Raw genomic sequence first — 19166 nt, forward strand, 5'->3', positions numbered from 1 at the left:
GCCACCCGGCGCGCACCGCCTCGGCGGTCTCCTGCTCGACCTCGCCGAGGCGCTGACGCAGATGGCCGACCTCACTGCGGGCGCGCTGCGCCTCGGTGGCGGCGGACGTCGCGTCCCGGTGGGCCGCCTCGCCGACCTCCTGGAGCGCGGCGGACCGCTCCTCCTCCTCGTTGGCGACCGTCTCGGCACCTTCGGCGGCGGCGTGCAGGGCGCGTACGAGATCGACGGCGGCCCTGGCGCGGGCGGCGAGCGCGGGCGCGGCGTCCCGCTCGGCCTCACGGATCGCGTCGGCCACGCGCGCGGAGCGGTCGGCGGCGGCGCGGTGCCGCAGCACGAGCTCGGCGGCCTGCCACGCGGAGTGCAGGGTGCGCGCGTCGGCCAGCTCGCGCTTCTGCGCGGCCGCGCCCTTCTCGGCCCCGGCGAGCGCCAGCGAGGCGTGCCGGTAGGCGAGTTCGGCCGCGATCAGCGCACTGCGCTCCCTGGAGCTCTCGGCCTCGGTGACCCGGTGCGCGGCGGTGGTGACCTGCTGAGCGAGGTCACCAGTGCGGCTCCTCTCCTGCCCGGCGCGCGCGGAGAGCCGCCGGGCGAGCGTGCGCGTACGCCGCTCCGCGGCCGCGTGGATGTCACGCGCGCGTGCCCTCCCTCCGGCCGCGTCCACGATCCGGCCGAGCAGGTCCACGGACCCGGCCGTGAACTCCCGCTCGGCGATCAGCTCGGCCCGCCGCCCCAGCTTGTTGCCGAACCCGCTCACCAGGTCGGCGAGCCCGTCGGTGTCCCGGGTATCGGTGACCGCGCGCAGCAGCAGGTCGGTGAAGTCGGAGTCCTTCTTGACCGCGAAGAGGCCGGCCGCCTCGCCCTCGTCGGCGTTCATCTCCCGCTGGTAGCGGAAGAGTTCGGGGTCGAGGCCCAGGTCGCCGAGGTGCTCGTTCCAACGGTCGTGGATCTCCTCCCAGTGCACTTCGAGGTGCGGATACGCCTTGCCCGCCTCGGTGATCGCGTCCCGGAAGCCCTTCATGGTGCGCCGCCGCCCCTGCGCTCCGGAAGCCCCCTCCGCCGACGGCCGCATGGCGGTGGCCTCGGCGACCGGCAGGTTGTCCAGGCTCAGCCCGGGCCCGGGCCGGAACGAGTACCAGGCTTCGGCGAACTTCCGCGGGTCATTCGAGACTTGGCGCCCCCGCCACTCGCACACCTTGCCGACCACCACACACTCGCCGGTCAGCGTGTGCTGCCACTCCAGCGCCACATGCCCGCAGTCGTCCGCGAGCAGGAACTTGCGCAGCACCCCGGAGCTGGCGCCGCCCAGGGTGTTCCGGTGGCCCGGCAGCATCACCGAGAAGATCAGCTTGAGGAGTACGGACTTGCCGCCGCCGTTCTCCAGGAAGAGCACGCCTGCGGGCGCGGGGCGACGCGGCGGCCCGACGGGCTCCTCCTCGAAGAACTCCGCCTGCGTGGGCGCGGGGTCGGGCACGGGCTCGCCGACACCCCGCAGGTCCAGCACGGTGTCGGCGTAGCGCGCACCGGCCGGCCCGATGGAGTAGAGGCGGACCCGGGACAGCTCGTACATGGCGGCGGACTCTCGTAGTCGTAAAGGAAGTTGAAGTGGTGGGTGGGTGGAGAAACAGTGGGTGACAGGGGGTGAGCAGACAAGTGGGTGAGTAGACAGTGGTCGGGGGCAGTCGTTCGGTCAGGAGTGGAACGGCAGCCCGGCGTCGGCCGCCAGCTCCAGGTCGTCGGTGTCCTCGGCGGGCAGCAGACTCGCTGTGCCGTCGGTGACCGGCACGATGCCCAGCTCCAGCAGCTCGGCCATCGCCGCACTGCCCGCCATGTCACGGACCTGGAGCTGATAACGGGCCGTCGTCCGGTACGTCCCCCCGGAGTCGTCCCCGGTCCGCTGCAGGAACCCGGAGTCGGTGAGGAACGCGACGGCCTTGCCGACGATGCCCGTGGTCGAACCGGCAAGTCTTCGCGCGTCCTTGGTGGCCCCGGTGGAGCTGCGCCGCGCCCAGATCCGCCAGGCGGCCTCAAGATCCGGTGCGTCCGTCGCCGGGTCGGTGTTCTCGCCCTGTACCTCGGCCCGTTCCTCCAGCCGCCGACAGGCCTGCCGTACGAACGCGTCGACGCCGTTGACCGAGACCCGCCCGATGTACCCGTCGTCCGCGAGGTCCTCGGGCCGCGGGAAAGCCATGGCGGCGACGGCGAGATGCGCGAGCCCGTGCAGGAACCGGTCCCCCGAGTCGGCGGACGCCCGCCGCGCGTAGTCCCCCATGCGCACGGCGAACACCGAGTCCTCGGCAGCGGTCACCGCCATCCCCGCACGTGGAGACACCTCCAGCACGACAAGCCCGAGCCCGGCGGCCACGGCGTCGGCGAGCCGCGCGAAGGACGGATCCTCGCGATACCGACGCAGCAACTCGGCGTACTCCTGATCCCGCGCGGGCTGCAGTTTGGGCTGCAGCCCGAAGGCCACGAGGCGCGCGGCATCGGCGGCGTCGGCGGGAGTGACGGCGGCGGACACCGGCGCGGCGGCGGCGTCCGGCTCACTCCACTCGACATGCTCGGTCACGACTGAGGCTCCTTGATCTGAAATACGAGGGTGAGGACAGGCGCCCCGTAAGGGGCGCGGGGAACTGCGCGACCAGCCATGGCCGACCCGCAGGTCACAAACAACCCGCAGTCCCCCAGCTCTCCCAGCGGAGCGTTCACGCCGCCTCCGTCCGGTCGGCCGCCATCCCCACCGCGTCCAGCAGAGCCATGCCGACAATGAGATCAGCTCCACCGAACTCCGGATCATCCAGCTCGGTCCCGTCATCCACGGCGAACAGCAGCTTCTCCTCGCCCTGCCGGTAAGCCGTCCCGACCGGCGGACTGGCCGCGTGCACTGCCAACAGGGCAACCAGGTAAGGCAGTTCGGGATCCTCACGACGCGCGTCGGCGAGCAGCCCCGACAGCCGCCGAGGCGCATCGGACGGCAGATCGAGCAACTCCATGGCGCGGGCCAGCTGCTCCTCGCTGAACCGGCTGTCGTCAGGCGTGGCGATCAGATCCGGCTCGGGCATCTCGGCCCCGAGATGCTCCCGCTCCAGCGGCGGCGTGAGCAGTATGTCCACGAGGTCCCCGACCCGTACGGACACCGGCGTCCGAAACCCCGTCCCGCGTGCGAAGAACGCGTCCGTCACACGCAGCGCCTGCTCCAGGGGAAGCGGCAGCACGGGCGCGACGAGATGGCCGTAGAGGTCGATCCCGGACGTCGTCATGGGCGTCGCGAAGGCCTGCCGGTCCTGCTCGGCACGGAACAGCGGGCCGGCCTCCAGCAGTCGCGACTGCAACTGCGTATGCCGGCGGATGCAGTCCTTGACGATGTCGACGAGCTCGGCGGCGCGGCGCTTCTGCTCGGGGTCCTCGGACTCGTCGCGGGCCTTGCGGATATTGGTGAGGATCGCGTTCTCGTGCCGATACCGATCAGCGACATGGTCGAGCGCCTCGGCGATCATGTCGGGCACGGCCTGCAGCCAGTCGACGGCCCGCACATTGCGCCGGGTCGCGTCCAGCGCCCGTCTGAGCGTCTCCGAGTACTGCACGGTCCGGTACCGGGCCTGCTCGGCGGCGAGCTGCGCGTCGGCGAGACGGCCGCGGCTGATCAGCACCTCGAGCTTGACCTCGGCGGCGATCTGCGCGCTGGTGACGTCGGTGTCGAGGGCGCCCACGAGGACGTTGACCGCCTCGTCCGTCGTACGGAGGTACACGCTCCCCCCGTAGCCGGGCACCTCCTCGATCAGCTTGAAGTCGTAGTCGCGGCGCACATAGGAGCCGTCGGGCGCGAACGTGCCGTATACGGCACGGAAGCCGCGGTCGACGCTGCCGACGTTGATCAGATTCTCCAGGACCCAGCGGGCGACGCGCTCGTGCTCGGCGACCGGGCGCCGTGGAGCCTGGGCGGCGATGCGCGGGATGAGCCTGGCCACTATCTGGTCGTGGTCGGCGCCCGTGTCGAAGTCCATGTTCAGCGTGACGAGGTCGATGGCGGCGAGGGCCACCTCCGCCATCCCGTACACCGAGTACTCACCCGCGAGGTTCGCCTTGCGTACGTCGAGGTCGTGCAGCGGCGCGGTGCAGGCGAGCGCGCGGAGCCGCCGCGCCAGTCCCTCGTCGGCGGCCGGGCCCGGCGCGGGCCGCGGCCCCGCGCTGAACTGGGGCGGAACACTGTCCGTCGATGCAGGCGAAGTCACGGTGCACAGACTAGGTCCTGGGTCTGACAACGACCGAAACGATGCGGAAGCGAACCAGGTCACAGCGGTGCGGACCCGCTGCCACGGCGACGCGGAGCTCTCCGGCCGCCCGTCCTAGCCGTCCAGGCCGTCCTCCGCCATCCGCCGTCCATAGACCTCCACGACCCTCTTGCGCGAGTCGTCGAGATACACCGCGAGCAGCTTCTCGGCCCCGTCCCGGTCGCCTCCCTGCAGGGCTTGCAGTATCTGGCGGTTGCGGGCCAGATACGGCTCGTGCAGCCGCCGGGGTTCGTCCACCAGGTGGAAGGCGAGGCGGAGTTCGGCGAACACGCTGCGCATCAGCTCGTCGGTGCGGGCGCTCCCGGCAAGCGCCACCAGTTCCCGGTGGAAGTGGATGTTGGCGGTGCCCAGCGCTTTCCAGTCACTGTCGTGGGTCGCCCGCTGCCCGTCCGTGACGGCCTTGGCGAGACCGTCCACGGCGTACGGCGGCTCGCCGAGGCCGCGCACGACGGCGCCCTCGACGAGACTGCGGATGCGGTAGATGTCCTCGACGTCCTCGACTGTCAGGACGCGTACGAAGACACCCCGGTTGAGCTCGTGGACCAGCAGCCGTTCGTGCGTGAGCAGCCGGAATGCCTCGCGCAGCGTGTTGCGCGAGACGCCGAGCGCGCCGCCGATGCTGTCCTCGGACAGCCGCGTACCGGGTGGGAAGTACCCCTCCGCGATCCGACTCCTGAGGATGTCCGAGACGCGCTCGGCGGTGCTGGTGCGGCCCAGCAACGCGCGGTCGTCCGCAAGTCCGTTCAGTTCAGCCACTCCCGAATTCAATCGCAGATACAAGAACGAAACAACATGGGTATTGAGGGATCGTTCAACGATCCTCTACCTTGCTAATCAAGCACCGGCCCCTCACCCCGGTACCGACGGCTTCCGCACGCCATCGCTCGTCTCTTCACGCTCCTCTCTCCACCCGCTCCCGCACGGCACGGCTCAGTCATCAAGCACTCTCCCGTCCCTCAACTGCGAGGTGCCCATGAGCACGACCCCTCCACCACAGGCCCTGCCCACCGAATCGCGCCCCGGAATGGGTGAACCCACCTCCGACGAGGGCGCGTTCGCCTGGCTACGGGCCCTGGGCCCGCGCGGCCGGCGTGCCTTCGCCGGCGCGTTCGGCGGCTATGCCCTGGACTCGTACGACTACTTCACGCTGCCGCTGAGCATGGTGGCCCTGGCGGCGTACTTCGGCCTCAACAGCGGCCAGACCGGGCTCTTCACGACGGTCACGCTGGTCGTCTCCGCGATCGGCGGCGCCGCGGCAGGCGTGATCGCGGACCGGATCGGGCGCGTCAAGGCGCTGATGATCACCGTCATCACGTACGCGGTCTTCACCGTGGCCTGCGGCTTCGCGCCCAACTACGAGACCCTGCTGGTGTTCCGGGCTCTTCAGGGCCTCGGTTTCGGCGGCGAATGGGCGGTCGGAGCGATCCTGGTCGCCGAGTACTCGAGCGCCAAGCACCGGGGCCGCACGCTGGGCGCGATCCAGAGTTCCTGGGCCGTCGGCTGGGGACTCGCGGTGATCGTCTACACGCTGGTCTTCCAGTTCGTGGACGAGGACATCGCCTGGCGTGTGATGTTCTGGACCGGGGCGCTGCCGGCCCTGCTCGTGGTCTGGGTGCGCCGCAGTGTGCACGATGCCCCGGAGGCGGCCGAACTCCGCAAGAAGAGCCCGCAGAAGGGCTCGTTCGCGACGATCTTCAAGCCGGGCACGGCCGAGGCGCCCGGACTGCTGCGGACGACGATCTTCGCGGTCCTGCTCTCCACGGGTGTCCAGGGCGGCTACTACACGCTGGCCACCTGGGTTCCCACGTACCTGAAGACCGACCGCGGGCTGTCCGTCGTCGGCACCGGCGGCTACCTGACGTTCCTGATCACAGGAGCCTTCATCGGCTACCTGACCGGCGGCTATCTCACCGACAAGCTGGGCCGCAAACGCAACATCCTGCTCTTCGCGATCCTCTCAGCGGTCTGCATCCTGGCCTACGCGAACATCCCGAGCGGCGCCAACACCCTTGTCCTCGTACTCGGTTTCCCGCTCGGCTTCTGCATGTCGGCGATCTTCAGCGGCTTCGGCTCGTTCCTCAGCGAGCTGTACCCGACGGCGGTGCGCGGCACGGGGCAGGGCTTCACGTACAACACCGGCCGTGCCGTGGGCGCGGTCTTCCCGACGCTGGTCGGCTTCCTGGCCGACAGCTGGGGCGTCGGGGGCGCGCTGGTCTTCGGCGCGATCGGATACGGTCTCGCGGCACTGGCCCTGATCGGCCTGCCGGAGACCCGTGGGAAGGAACTTCTGTGATCCGTACGCAGCACCGCCCCCCGAACCTCCTCGACGAGCACGCGCACGCGTGGAGCCCGGCAGAGGCACGCTCCCGCTTCCGTTCGGGCGTGTCGGGTCCCACCGCGGGCTCCGCGGCGGGCCACACCCAGGCGAACCTGATCTCGGTGCCGGCCGACTGGGCGTACGACATGCTGCTGTTCTGCCAGCGCAACCCGAAGCCCTGCCCGGTGCTCGACGTCACCGACGCCGGTTCCTGGACGACCGTCCTGGCCGCCGACGCCGATCTGCGCACCGATCTGCCGCGCTACCGGGTATGGGAGCACGGTGAGTTGGTGGAGGAGCCCACGGACGTGGTGAGCCACTGGCGCGACGACCTCGTCTCGTTCCTCATCGGCTGCAGCTTCACCTTCGAGTGGGCGCTGACCGAGGCGGGCGTGCCGATGCGCCACATCGAGCAGGGGCGCAACGTCTCCATGTACGTGACCAGCCGCCAGTGCCGTCCCGCGGGGCGGCTGCACGGCCCGATGGTGGTGTCGATGCGTCCGGTGCCGGCCGAGCACCTGCCCGCGGCGATCCGGGAGACCAGCCTGCTGCCCGCGGTGCACGGCAGCCCGGTGCACTGCGGCGAGCCGGGCGGCCTCGGCATCGGGGACCTCGCCCGCCCCGACTTCGGTGATCCGGTGGACGCCGAGCCGGACGACATCCCGGTGTTCTGGGCCTGCGGTGTGACGCCACAGGCAGCGGTGATGGCCTCGCGGCCGCCGTTCGCGATCACCCACGCGCCGGGCCAGATGTTCATCACCGACGCCCGCGACGAGCAGTACCGCGTCGCCTGACCGGAGGAACGAACACTCCATGATCTCGATCGATCTCAACGCCGACCTCGGCGAGGGCTTCGGCCACTGGCACCTGACCGACGACGAACAGCTGCTGTCCGTCGTCACCAGCGCCAACGTGGCCTGCGGCTTTCACGCCGGGGACGCGCCCACCATGCGGCGGGTGTGCGAGCTGGCGGCCGCGCGCGGCGTACGGATCGGCGCCCAGGTCGCCTACCGGGACCTGGCGGGCTTCGGGCGGCGCGCGATGGACGTGCCGCCCGACGAACTGGCGGCCGAAGTGGCCTACCAGATCGGCGCCTTGGAGGTCTTCACGCGCGCGGCGGGCGCGCGCGTGGCGTACGTCAAACCGCACGGCGCGCTCTACAACCGTGTCGTGCACGACGAGGAGCAGGCGGGGGCGGTGGTCGACGGCGTGCTGCTCGCGGACCCCACGCTCTCGGTTCTCGGACTGCCCGGCTCACGCTTCCTGGAAGTGGCCGAGAAGGCCGGACTCCCGGTCGTCACCGAGGCGTTCGCGGACCGCGCGTACACCGAGGAGGGCACGCTCGTGCCGCGCGGTCAGGACGGCGCGGTGGTCTCCGACCCCGATGCCGTCGTGGAGCGCTCCGTGGGCCTCGCCCGCTTCGGAGTGGTCACCTCCCACTCCGGGCGCGAGATCGCGGTACGTGCCCGCTCCTTGTGCGTGCACGGCGACACCCCCGGCGCGGTGGACCTGGCCCGCCAGGTCCGTACGCGGCTGGAGATGTCGGGCGTCCGTGTGGAGGCCTTCGCATGAGGGCGCTCCCGGTCGGCGACCGGGCTCTGCTCGTCGAGGTGTCCACGGACGAGGAGGCGCAGGCCCTGCACGCGGACCTGCTGCGCCGCCGCACGGAGGGCTCCCTCTCGGTACGCGAGATCGTGCCCGCGGCCCGTACGGTCCTTCTGGACGGCCTCGACGACCCGGCCCGCCTGGCCGCGCAGCTGACCACCTCACAACTGCCGACCGCTCCCCCGCGTCCGGAGCAGGTCGTGGAGATCCCCATCCGTTACGACGGCCCCGATCTGGCGGACGTCGCCGGCCACTGGGACGTGTCCCCCGACGAGGTGGCGCGGATCCACGCGGCGGCCGAATTCAGGGTCGCCTTCTGCGGGTTCGCCCCGGGCTTCGGCTACCTGACCGGACTCCCGGCCCAGTACGGCGTGCCCCGGCACGCGACGCCCCGTACGACCGTCCCGGCCGGTTCAGTGGGGCTGGCCGGCCCGTACACGGGCGTGTACCCGCGTTCGTCGCCGGGTGGCTGGCGCTTGATCGGCACGACGGACGCGGTGTTGTGGGACCACGCGCGCGTGCCGGCAGCGCTGCTGTCGCCGGGCACGCTGGTCCGCTTCGTTCCGGTGGGGTGCTGATGACGGACCGTGCGCTGGCCGTCGTGCGGGCCGGGGCGCTGACCACCGTGCAGGACCAGGGGCGCCCCGGTCACGCGCACCTGGGCGTGCCGCACTCGGGCGCGCTGGACGCGCCCGCCGCGGCCCTGGTGAACCGGCTCGTCGGCAACCCGCCCGAGGCGGCCCTCCTGGAGACCACGCTCAACGGGTGTGCCGTGCGGCCGCGTTCGGCGGTCACCGTGGCGGTCGGCGGAGCCCCGTGCCCGGTCTCCGTGGACGGGCGCCCGGTCGCCTGGGGAGCACCGGTGCGCGTGCCCGGCGGGGCCCTGCTGTCGGTGGGCACGGCGGCCTCCGGAGTACGCAGTTACGTGGGCGTCTCGGGCGGGGTCGCCGTCGAGCCGGTGCTCGGCAGCCGGTCGACGGACCTGTTGTCGGGCCTCGGCCCACCGCCCCTCACCGACGGAATGGTGCTCCCCCTGGGGCGGCCGAACGGCCCCCACGCGCGCGTGGACCTCATTCCGCAGCCGCGTCCTCCGCTCGAACTCGTCCTGCGTGTGACGCTCGGCCCTCGCGACGACTGGTTCACGGCGGCAGCCGTACACACCCTCACCACGCGCACCTACCGGGTGTCCTCAGCGAGCAACCGCATCGGCCTGCGGACGGAGGGGCCCGCCCTGGAGCGGGCGGTCGGAGGCGAACTCCCCAGCGAGGGCATGGTCCTCGGAGCGGTCCAAGTACCCCCGGACGGCAGACCCGTGGTCTTCCTGGCCGACCACCCGACCACCGGTGGCTACCCGGTGATCGCGGTCGTCCACCCCGACGACCTCCCCGCCACGGCCCAGGCCGCACCGGGCACCCCGGTGCGGTTCGTGGTCGTACGCAGCCGTTGACGGCTGGGCACACGAGCACGCGCATCCCGTCGCTGACCGCTACGCCACATCCGGCTGCTCCGTAGCCGACAGCGCGGCCAGCGCCGACGCCACCGCATGGGACGCGCTGAGGTCGAGACGACCGCCCGTGCCCCGTGCCCCGTGGCGGACCTCGGAGGCGGCCAGGCTGAGGAGTTGGGGCAGGAGGTCGGTGCAGCGGCGGGCCATCCAGCCCGTTCCGGCGGTGGCCAGCCACCACAGGCTCGCCGACCGGGTGGGCACGGGGAACTCGGGCTCGAGGGAAGGTGTGGCCCCCGTGGCGATGCCCTCACGCGCGAGCAGCCCGTGGAAGTGGGCGGCGAACTGCCGGTGCCCCCGCTCGCCCGGGTGCAGCCGATCCGCGCTCCACATGGCCCGGTCGGTCACCCAGGCCCCTTCCGCGGCATGCAGATGCACCGCGCCGTACCGCTCGGAGAGCGCGTGCACGACCGCGTTCACCGCCCGCTGGCGCCGTGCGAGCGGCCGGGCCAGTGCTCCGGGCAGCCCCAGCATCGCGCCGGGGTCGGGCAGGCAGGCGGTGAGGAGCATCGCCCCCTGCCCGGTGAACGCCGCGTACACCTTGTCGAGACGTTCGGCCACGGCGTGGATGTCGAAGGTGCACCTCAGGGTGTCGTTGACGCCGATGACGACCGAGGCGACGTCCGGCCGCACGGCCAGTGCGGCCGGGGTCTGGCGTTCCAGGACGTCACGCGTCTGGGAGCCGCTGACCGCGAAGTTGACGAACTCCACGGGCGCGTCGGCCGGGGCGATCCCGTCGGCGAGCAGCGCGGCCCAGCCGCGCCACCCGTCGCCCACGGGATCGCCCACCCCTTCCGTGAGGGAGTCCCCCAGCGCCACGAACCGGAGGGGTCTCATACAACGCCCTCCCGAGCCCGCTTCACCGGCAGTGTGCCCGCGGACGACTCGGGCCCCACAACGCGGGTGACCGCGTCGTGCGCCGCGAGGAACCCCTCGACGGCGGCCGACCACCCGAAACACGCCGCACGCGCGCGTGCGGCCTCCCGCCGCACGCTCTCGGGGCGATTCAGGAGCAGCCGCACCGCGTCCGCGAAGGACGCCCCGTCGTCCGCGGCGGTGGCTCCGGCGGAGCCGACGACCTCCGGGAGGGCGGAGGAGGCGCTGGCGACGACGGGCGTGCCGCACGCCATCGCCTCCAGGGCGGCGAGTCCGAAGGTCTCAGCGGGCCCGGGCGCCAGGCAGACGTCGGCGGAGGCCTGCAGCCCGCCAAGGAGCGCGCGGTCGGCGACATGGCCGAGGAAGGTGACCGGCAACCGCCGCTCGCGCGCCCGCTGTTCGAGCCGGACGCGCAGCGGTCCGTCGCCGGCCACGACGAGCACCGCGCGCTGTCCACGGCGCAGCAGCACCTCCAGGGCCTCCAGCGCCGTACCGGGCCGCTTCTCGACGGACAGCCGGGAGCACATCACCAGCAGCACCTCGTCCACGCGCGCGTGCCGGGCACGCAGCCCGGGGTCCCGCAGCGAGGGGTGCCGCGCCTCCAGGTCGACGCCCAGCGGAGCGCGTACGACATTGCGCGCTCCGATACGGATGAACTCCCGCTCGGCGAACTCTGTAGTGCACACGACACGCGAATAGTGGTGCGCGGTACGGATGTTGAGGGCGTCGGAGGCCCGCCGGGCCATCCCTTCCGACAGCCCCCAGGTGCGCAGCACGCCGTCGGCGGTCTCGTGGGAGACCATCACGGCGGGCACGCGGGCACGCCGCGCCCAGACGCCGGTCCAGCGCAGCGTCGTACGGTCGGACACCTCCAGCCGGTCGGGCGCGAGCTCCTCCAGGAGGCCGGCCACCCGCCTCTTGTCGGTGAGGACGCGGTAGCCGCCGGTGCCGGGCAGCAGTGGACCCGGCAGCGTGATCACCCTCCCCTGTTCGGTCTCACGGTCCGAGGCGCGCTCTCCGGGCACGATCAGCACGGGCTCGTGCCCGGCCGCCCGGTATCCGGCGCCCAGTTCCCGCAGCGCGGTCCGCAGCCCGCCCGAGGTGGGTGCGACGAAGTTGGCGAGCCGGACTATCCGCAGGGCGCCGCTCATGCCGCCACCACCGCGCGTCCGGAGAGCACGTCGGCGTAGTGCCCGATGAGCTGGTCGCCGACAGCCGCCCAGGTGCGGCCCTCGACGGTACGACGCCCCTCTGCCCCGTACGCGGCCCGGAGCGCGGGGTCGGCGGCGAGGGACCAGACCGCGTCGCGTACGGCGCCCTCGTCGCGCGGCGGGACGAGCAGGCCGGTGCGGCCGTGGGCCACCAGGTCGAGCGGTCCGCCCGCGGCGGGGGCGACGACGGGGACGCCGCTCGCCATCGCCTCCTGGACGGTCTGGCAGAAGGTCTCGAAGGGGCCGGTGTGCGCGAAGACGTCCAGCGAGGCGAAGATCCGGGCGAGTTCGTCGCCGGTGCGACGCCCCAGGAAGACGGCTCCGGGGAGCGCCTGGGTCAAGCTGGGCTGACTCGGCCCGTCGCCCACGACGACGACCCGTACGCCGTCCAGGGCGCAGGCTCCGGCGAGGAGTTCCACCTGCTTCTCGGGGGCGAGCCGGCCCACGTAGCCGACGATCAGCTCGCCGTTCGGAGCGAGTTCACGGCGGAGTGCGTCGTCCCGGTGTTCCGGCCGGAACCGGACCGTGTCGACGCCGCGCGGCCACAGCCGCACCCGGGGCACACCGTGTGCCTCCAGATCGTGCAGGGCGGCGCTGGACGGGGCGAGTGTGCGGTCGGCGGCGGCGTGGACGGAGCGGATGCGGCGCCAGGCGGTGGCCTCGCCCGCGCCCATGTACGTGCGGGCGTATCCGGCGAGGTCGGTCTGGTAGACGGCCACGGCGGGGATACCGAGCCGGGCGGCGGCGGACATGCCGCGGACGCCGAGGACGAAGGGGCTGGCGAGATGAACGATGTCGGCGCGGTGTTCGGTGATCGCGGCGGCGACGCGTCGGCTGGGGAGGGCGACGCGGACCTGGGGGTAGCCGGGGAGCGGTAGGGAGGGGACTCGGACGACGGGGCACGGCGCGAGGGCGTCGGGCCCGTTCCCGATGGGGGTCCCTCCCTGTTCGAGCGAAGTCGAGAACTTGGGGGAGGTGGCCGGGGCGACGACGATGGGAGCGTGACCGCGCTCGACGAGATGCCGGGCGGTCTGGAGCGCGCAGTGGGCCACGCCGTTCACATCGGGGGGAAAGGATTCGGTGACGATGACGACACGCATACCCGTGTTGTCGTCGGGCTGGACGTGGCCGCGTCAACGTGGATCTTTCCGGCCGAGGAACGTCCCATGAGCGTTGCGCTCCGCGCGCCCCCTTGTCACAAGGCGGTCACGCCCCGGCGTCCGGGTCCGTACCAACGGGATACGGGCCGGCGACCAACGCTCGTACGGCGGTCTCACCGACCAAATCCGGCCGGATTCACACGGCGGACGCGTCCGGCCCGATGCGACTGCGTACCGCCGTCTGCACGTCGGCCTCCTCGGCGGGATCGGCGGCGAGCCGCCGGAGCTGGTCGACCACCCGGGCGTCACCGGTCTCGGCGTACCGCGCGGCCACCTCCCGGGTGGACTCCTCGCAGTCCCAGAGGCACTCGACGGCGAATCCGGCGGGGAAGGAGGGATCGGTGGCGGCCAGCGCACGTGCCGCGCGCCCGCGCAGCTGGGAGGAGGCGGTCTCTCGGTATACGTGCCGGAGGACGGGAGCTCCGGCGGCGATGCCGAGCCGTCCGGCGCCGTCGACGAGGGTCCACAGGGTCGGTGCGTCGGGGCCTTCGCCCCGTACGGCTTCCCGCAGGGCGCCCAGGACGAGGTCACTGTCCTGCGCGCCGCCCCGGCAGGCGAGCACCCGCCCGGCGGCCTCTCCGAGGGCGTCGGGCCGATGGACCCAACTTCGCGCCCGCTCGATGGCGGCGACGCTGCGCATCCGCTCGAAGGCGTCCACGGCGGCGTCCACGACAAGCCGTGAGCCCGAGGCCTGAGCGGCCTCGACCAGATCCAGTACGTCCGGATCGTGGTTGTCGGCCAGATATCGCAGGGCCGTGCAGCGCGCGCCGTCGTCTCCGGCACGGGCGGCCTCGACGATCTCCGGGCGGTCCTCGGGTCCGGCGACGGCCGAGAGGCAGCGCGCGGCCGGGACGTGGAGCGCGGCTCCGCGTTCGATGCCCTGCTGGGCCCATTCGAAGACGGCCCGCACGCTCCACCCCGGCCGGGGCCCGGATGGTCGCATCTGCCGCTGCCAGCGGTCGAAGGAGCCGGCTTCCTGAGCGGCACGCACACGCGTGCCGATGGATTCGCGTGGATCGTCGGCCCACAACCGCCAGGGCCGCGGTTCGAAGGCGTCCCGCACGACGACGGCCAGCTCGGCCTCGCCCTCGGGGTCGGCCGGGAAACGGGCGAGCACCGGCGCGGCGAGGGCGCGCAGGCCGGCGTCGTCGTCGCGCAGCGCCAGTTCGTCGAGGGCCCAGGCCCAGTTGGCGCCGACGGCGGCATAGCGCCGCAGCAGTTCGAGAGCGTCCTCCCTCTCGTACGAGGCGAGGTGGCCGAGGACGGCGAGCGCGAGGCCCGTGCGTGACTCGTCCGTGTCGAGCACGTCCTCGACGTCGAAGAGATGCTGCTCGATCTCGTCGAGCTCACCGTTCAGATCGAGGTAGAGACGGGCGTAGTACAGGGAGCGGTTCTCCACCTGCCAGTCGTGGCGGGGGTCGCGCAGCACACAATGGTTGAGCGCCGCGAGCGCCTCGGCACGCGGTGCGGTGAGCGCGTGGAGCGTGCCGTCGCCGCGGCCCCTCTGGAGCAGGCCGAGCAGCGTACCGCTGGGCGCTATGACCGGATCGAACATGGGAAACAGCCTCACATCAAGCGTCGACGCAACCGGGGTTCCTGCTTTACCTGGCCACGTGACAACACGTCGGGGCGCCCGCCGTTTCCTGCTTGCTGTAGACCATTTTCCTCTGCCTCTCGTCGGTGGCCCGTGCGGGCCGCATCACGGTCCGCGCGGTGCGGCAACACCTGCCCAGCCATCGCGTCCGTGAATCACGACGTCATGATGACCCAGCGGTTCTCGCTGCCGCGACCGCATTTCCGGCGGCCCCGTACCGCCTCCCCCAAAATATTCATTTTGCCTGGTCAGGACGGCCTGTTCAGTGCGCGTCAAACAACTCGATCAGCTCGGCCTTGCCGAACATGCGGGCCGTGTCGACGGCGGAGGGCGTGCCCGCGGAGGGGTCGGCACCGGCGTCCAGGAGGGCCCGGATGACCGCGTCCTCACCCTTGAAGACGGCTCCGGCGAGCGGAGTCTGGCCCCTGTCGTTGATCCGGTCGGCCTCTGCGCCACGCTCCAGGAGGGCGCGTACGGCGTCGGCGTGACCGTGGTAGGCGGCGAGCATCACGAGGGAGTCGCCCCGGTCGTTGGTGAGGTTGGCCGGAACGCCCGCGTCGACGTACGCGACGAGCGCCTCGGTCTGCCCCTGCCGAGCCAGATCGAAGATCTTGGTCGCCAGCTCCACGACCTCGGGGTCGGGGGCTTCACTCATCGGCCGGTCCGCCTCTCACTGCGACACCTACGGGACTGCGGGAACGTACGACGGCGAGCGGTGCGGCCGTACGAGTGATTCGCCAGCGTACTGGCTTCACGGGCACATGACCGGCCCCACTCGAGGCAAAGATCACCATGAACCCGGCAAACCACCGCGCGACCGCCCGAGCGATCGAACGCGGCAGGGCCAGTCGTATGAAATAAGAAGAAATTCACCCAGTTGCACCTTTTATCGTATGGATACATGCTGTGACCCTGGAAGTACTCATGGTGACTGTCCCCATCGACCAGGAGAATCCTCATGATCCTTTCCATCTCGGGCGTAGTCCTGCTCGGCATCATCGTCTTCCTCTTCTTCCGCAAGGACGGCCTCAAGGCCTCGCACGCCCTGGTCTGCGCTCTCTTCGGGTTCTACCTCGCGGGCACGGCCATCGCACCGAGCATCACGGCGGGCGGCGCGAGCCTGGCCGGCATGCTCAGCGGGATCAAGTTCTGACGCCCACCCCCGTCCGCACGCACCGTCAGGAGACAGCAGTGGCCCGGCGCCCTCTCCCCCGCATTCTGAGCACCGGCAGCGCGCAGATCGCCCGCGGCCGGGACCTGGCCAGGACGGCCGCCGACGGTGCCACCGACGTCCTCCACCCGCTGATCACGGTCACTCGTGGACTGCGCCGGCTGGCAGCCGCCGGGCGGCGCAAGTGGGTGGACACCCCCAAGGACCGGCGCGGGCCACTGCTGTTCCTGGTCGCCTCGGTCGTCCTGGTCGTGGCCCTCATCCCGTACGGACCGCTGCTCGCCGTCATCGCCCTGATGGCGGCGGCCGCGTGGCAGGGGCGGAACTGTACGCCGCCCCGACCGGACGGCCCCGACGAAGCGCAGACCAAGCGCCTGGAGTCGCTCTACGAGGCGCTCGTCCCGTACTTCTCGGTCCCCGAGGACCCGGCACCCCTCTATGCCCACGGCGGGGACTGGACGAAGGCGTTCGCCTCGTACGAGTTCGACGGCACCGGCCGCGTCTCGCAGCTGTCGATCCGCTACCCCGCGTATTTCACGGACGGGGAGGCGGACTCCCGTGCCCGTATCGAGCAGCTGGTGCATGCCAAGTCGGGCCGCGGACGCGAGTACCGCTTCGAGTGGGACGAGGAGGGCAACCACCTCAGCGTCACGGTCCTGTCGCCGCTTCCCACCGACATCGCCGCCCAGCGCTTCGTCACGGCTCCGGGCGAGACCGTCCTCGGCTTCACCGACCCGGCCGGCGTCCAGCGCACGCTCCCGCTCACCTTCGGTGAGAAGCGGCGCGATGTCCCGCCGGTCGTCTGGCGCACCGGCGTGCGCTCGACCGAGCCGCATCTGCTCGCGGTCGGCGGGCCCGGCAGCGGCACGACCACCCTCCTGCGCTCCATGGCGCTGCAGGCGCTCCAGCACGGCGACGTGCTGATCGTCGAGGGCGGCGGCACGGGCGAGTACGCGTGTCTCACGGGCCGCGACGGCGTCCTGGCCGTCGAATGCGGTCTGGCCGGCGCGCTGGCGAGCCTGGAGTGGGCGGCGCACGAGACGGAGCGCCGTCTCATCGCCGCGAACCGGGCCCGGCAGGCGGGCCACGCCCCGCCGGACGACACGAAGCGTCCCCTATGGCTGCTCCTCGACCGCCCGACCGTGCTCGGCCACCTGGCCGCGGCCTACGGCCGCAACGATCCCCAGGCCCTCCTCCAGGTGCCGCTGCGTCACGGCCGCGCGGCCAATGTGACGGTGGTGGTAGCGGAGCAGTTCGACGGCATGGAGTCCCTCGCCGATGCGGTACGGCAGCACACGCGCGCGCGTGTCGTCCTCGGCCCGGCGTCGGCGAACCAGCTCGAAGCCGTGCTCGGGTCACCCCCGCACACGACGCCGACTTCCGACATGCCGCCCGGCCGCGGCTACGCCCGCCTGGGCGCGGGCCCGGTGCACCGCCTCCAGGTCCCGGCGACCCCGGACCCGTACGACGAGGCGACGAGCGAGGCCCACCGCCTGGCGGTTCTGTGCCTCCTGCCCGAACGTACGACTCCGGCGGACGCGGAGCCTGCCGTGATCACCGCGGACGACGACCAGGTAGGCGTCACCCCGGATGGTTCCGTGAGCGTCAGCGCGGGGGGTTCGGTGAGCGTCCCCGCGGGGGGTTCGGTGAGCGTCCCCGCAGGGGGGTCGGTGAGCGTCCCCGCAGGGGGTTCCGTGAGCGTCCCCGCGGAGGGCCCAGTGGGCGTCAGCGCGGAGAGCTGAGCGCGGGCGTGACACCACGAACCAGCCCCCGGCGTCACGTCACCAACGAGCCCCGGCGCGCCGCGCGGCGAACGATCCGGCGCGCCGCGCGGCGAACGAGTGCGAGCGTCGCGCGACGAGCACGCTCCGGGCGTATCAGGCGACGAACGTGCGCGGCGCCTCCGCCCCTCCGCTCACTCCCGTCTCCACCAGCCGAGCTGCCGCGGCCAGGCGTGCCGCGGCCTCGTCGGCCACCGCGCCGCCGACGGTGAACGGCAGCCGCACATAGCCTTCGAAGGCCCCGTCGACACCGAATCGGGGCCCGGACGGCACGCGGACGCCCACCCGCTCGCCGGCCTCGGCGACGCGCGATCCGGACAGGCCTCCCGTACGCACCCACAGGGTGAGCCCGCCGCGCGGCACGTCGAACTCCCAGCCGGGCAGTTCACGGCGTACGGCCGTCACCAGCGCGTCCCGGTTCTCGCGGGCCTGGCTCCGCCGCACGTCCACGGCCTGCTCCCAACCACCGGTGCTGAGCAGCCAGTTCACGGCGAGCTGCTCCACGACGGGGGTGCCGAGGTCGGCGTACGCGCGCGCGGAGACCAGGCTTCGGATGATGTCGGGCGCAGCCCGTACCCAGCCGATCCGCATGCCCGCCCAGAACGCCTTGCTGGCCGAGCCGACCGTGATGACCGTCGACCCTGCCGGATCGAAGCCGCAGACAGGGCGCGGTAGTTCCAGCCCGTCGTCCAGATGCAGCTCGCTCATGGTCTCGTCCACGACCAGCACCGTGCCGGCGGACCGTGCCGCGTCGACGAGCCGCCGCCGCTGGTCCTCGTCGGCCAGCGCGCCGGTCGGGTTGTGGAAGTCCGCGACGACGTACGCGAGCCGGGGCGCCGCGTCGCGCAGGACCTGCCGCCAGCGGTCCATGTCCCAGCCCGCGAGGCCGTCGGCCATGGCGACCGGCACCAGACGGGCCCCGGCCTCGCGCATCAGCTGAAGGATGTTGGCGTACGAGGGGGACTCGACGGCGATGCGCTCGCCGCGCCCGGCGAAGAGGTGGCAGATGGCGTCGATGGCGCCCATGGCTCCCGTGGTCACCATGATCTGCTCGGGCATGGTCGGGATGCCGCGCGCGGTGTACCGCTCGGCGAGCATCTCGCGCAGCGCGGGCAGCCCCGCCGGGTAGTCGCCGTGCGTGTGGGCGTACGGCGGGAGCTCCTCCAGCGCGCCCTGGACGGCGCGGGTGAGCCAGGGTTCAGGTGCCGGCAGGGCCGCGCAGCCGAGGTCGATCATGGAGCCGAGGGCCTCGGGCGGCAGCGGTTCGAGGCCGCGCGCGGGCAGCGGGTTCCCGGCCGGAACGGCGGTCCAACTGCCCGCTCCCCTGCGGGACTCCAGGAATCCCTCGGCGCGCAACGCTTCGTACGCGGCCGCCACGGTGGTGCGGCTGACGGAGAGTGAGAGGGCCAGCTCGCGCTCGGCGGGCAGCCGGGCGGCGACGGCGACGCGTCCTTCCAGGACAAGCAGCCGGATGCCGTCGGCGAGGGCGCGATAGGCGGGCGGGCGGCGTGTGCCGGGGCCCGCCGGGCGCTCCTGCTGGGAGGTGAGCAGCCGGGCGAGCTGAGCGGCCCCCACCGCCGAAGTCCACTGCGCCATGATTTCCAGTCCACCTTCACCGAATTGGCCATGGAAGAGGTTTCTTCTCAAGCCACAGAGTGTCA

16 protein-coding genes and 1 pseudogene are annotated in these 19166 nt (G+C 72.3%); 7 read left to right on the plus strand and 10 right to left on the minus strand.

Features of this window, described 5'->3' with window-relative positions; all coding sequences use genetic code 11:
• From ACTWQR_RS08500 to ACTWQR_RS08515, 4 genes and pseudogenes are all read right to left on the minus strand, one after another.
• Window positions 1-1564: pseudogene (locus ACTWQR_RS08500) on the minus strand (hypothetical protein); the annotation flags it as partial.
• A gap of 120 nt (window positions 1565-1684) precedes the next feature.
• Window positions 1685-2563 (minus strand): hypothetical protein, encoded by an 879-nt coding sequence (locus tag ACTWQR_RS08505; protein ID WP_443226320.1) that lies wholly within the window; start codon window positions 2561-2563, stop codon window positions 1685-1687.
• Between the two features lie 136 nt (window positions 2564-2699).
• A complete protein-coding gene (locus tag ACTWQR_RS08510) occupies window positions 2700-4226 on the minus strand; it encodes a hypothetical protein (protein ID WP_443226321.1) in 1527 nt (508 codons plus the stop codon).
• 114 nt (window positions 4227-4340) lie between these two features.
• A complete protein-coding gene (locus ACTWQR_RS08515) occupies window positions 4341-5042 on the minus strand; it encodes a GntR family transcriptional regulator (protein WP_443226322.1) in 702 nt (233 codons plus the stop codon).
• 217 nt (window positions 5043-5259) lie between these two features.
• On the opposite strand from ACTWQR_RS08515, the gene ACTWQR_RS08520 reads away from it, so the two are divergent.
• The 5 genes from ACTWQR_RS08520 to ACTWQR_RS08540 are packed head-to-tail and all read left to right on the plus strand — an operon-like array spanning window position 5260 to window position 9655.
• Window positions 5260-6579, plus strand: a complete 1320-nt coding sequence (locus ACTWQR_RS08520; protein WP_443226323.1) for an MFS transporter — start codon at window positions 5260-5262, stop codon at window positions 6577-6579.
• Window positions 6576-7397 carry a putative hydro-lyase gene (locus tag ACTWQR_RS08525; RefSeq protein WP_443226324.1) on the plus strand — a complete coding sequence of 274 codons (822 nt, stop codon included), beginning with the start codon at window positions 6576-6578 and terminating at the stop codon, window positions 7395-7397. Before ACTWQR_RS08520 ends, ACTWQR_RS08525 begins: the two co-directional genes overlap by 4 nt.
• A gap of 19 nt (window positions 7398-7416) precedes the next feature.
• A complete protein-coding gene (locus ACTWQR_RS08530) occupies window positions 7417-8175 on the plus strand; it encodes a LamB/YcsF family protein (protein WP_443226325.1) in 759 nt (252 codons plus the stop codon).
• Window positions 8172-8786: a 5-oxoprolinase subunit B family protein gene (locus tag ACTWQR_RS08535; RefSeq protein WP_443226326.1), complete on the plus strand. Its 615-nt coding sequence runs from the start codon at window positions 8172-8174 to the stop codon at window positions 8784-8786. The genes ACTWQR_RS08530 and ACTWQR_RS08535 overlap by 4 nt, the downstream gene beginning before the upstream one ends.
• On the plus strand, window positions 8786-9655 hold the full coding sequence (locus tag ACTWQR_RS08540; RefSeq protein ID WP_443226327.1) for a biotin-dependent carboxyltransferase family protein: 870 nt from the start codon (window positions 8786-8788) through the stop codon (window positions 9653-9655). Before ACTWQR_RS08535 ends, ACTWQR_RS08540 begins: the two co-directional genes overlap by 1 nt.
• A gap of 39 nt (window positions 9656-9694) precedes the next feature.
• Here the strand turns inward: ACTWQR_RS08540 and ACTWQR_RS08545 are convergent, their stop codons facing one another.
• The 5 genes from ACTWQR_RS08545 to ACTWQR_RS08565 all read right to left on the minus strand — a co-directional run bounded on the left by ACTWQR_RS08545 (window position 9695) and on the right by ACTWQR_RS08565 (window position 15208).
• The gene (locus tag ACTWQR_RS08545; RefSeq protein ID WP_443226328.1) at window positions 9695-10549 is read right to left on the minus strand and encodes an SGNH/GDSL hydrolase family protein; all 855 of its coding nucleotides are present in this window, start codon (window positions 10547-10549) and stop codon (window positions 9695-9697) included.
• The gene (locus tag ACTWQR_RS08550) at window positions 10546-11739 is read right to left on the minus strand and encodes a glycosyltransferase (protein ID WP_443226329.1); all 1194 of its coding nucleotides are present in this window, start codon (window positions 11737-11739) and stop codon (window positions 10546-10548) included. The genes ACTWQR_RS08545 and ACTWQR_RS08550 overlap by 4 nt, the downstream gene beginning before the upstream one ends.
• Window positions 11736-12899: a glycosyltransferase family 4 protein gene (locus tag ACTWQR_RS08555; protein WP_443226330.1), complete on the minus strand. Its 1164-nt coding sequence runs from the start codon at window positions 12897-12899 to the stop codon at window positions 11736-11738. Before ACTWQR_RS08555 ends, ACTWQR_RS08550 begins: the two co-directional genes overlap by 4 nt.
• A gap of 196 nt (window positions 12900-13095) precedes the next feature.
• Window positions 13096-14514, minus strand: a complete 1419-nt coding sequence (locus ACTWQR_RS08560; protein ID WP_443226331.1) for a HEAT repeat domain-containing protein — start codon at window positions 14512-14514, stop codon at window positions 13096-13098.
• 301 nt (window positions 14515-14815) lie between these two features.
• A complete protein-coding gene (locus ACTWQR_RS08565) occupies window positions 14816-15208 on the minus strand; it encodes an ankyrin repeat domain-containing protein (protein ID WP_443226332.1) in 393 nt (130 codons plus the stop codon).
• A gap of 303 nt (window positions 15209-15511) precedes the next feature.
• On the opposite strand from ACTWQR_RS08565, the gene ACTWQR_RS08570 reads away from it, so the two are divergent.
• Both ACTWQR_RS08570 and ACTWQR_RS08575 read left to right on the plus strand, forming a co-directional pair.
• A complete protein-coding gene (locus ACTWQR_RS08570) occupies window positions 15512-15706 on the plus strand; it encodes a hypothetical protein (protein WP_217456975.1) in 195 nt (64 codons plus the stop codon).
• Window positions 15707-15744: 38 nt separating this feature from the next.
• Window positions 15745-17466: a hypothetical protein gene (locus ACTWQR_RS08575; protein ID WP_443226333.1), complete on the plus strand. Its 1722-nt coding sequence runs from the start codon at window positions 15745-15747 to the stop codon at window positions 17464-17466.
• A 135-nt stretch (window positions 17467-17601) separates the two neighbouring features.
• Here ACTWQR_RS08575 and ACTWQR_RS08580 read toward each other — a convergent pair whose 3' ends face one another.
• A complete protein-coding gene (locus tag ACTWQR_RS08580; protein WP_443226334.1) occupies window positions 17602-19101 on the minus strand; it encodes an SCO1417 family MocR-like transcription factor in 1500 nt (499 codons plus the stop codon).
• Between the last annotated feature and the right edge of the window lie 65 nt (window positions 19102-19166).

The organism is Streptomyces sp. 2A115, assembly GCF_052245575.1.
GTDB lineage: Bacteria > Actinomycetota > Actinomycetes > Streptomycetales > Streptomycetaceae > Streptomyces.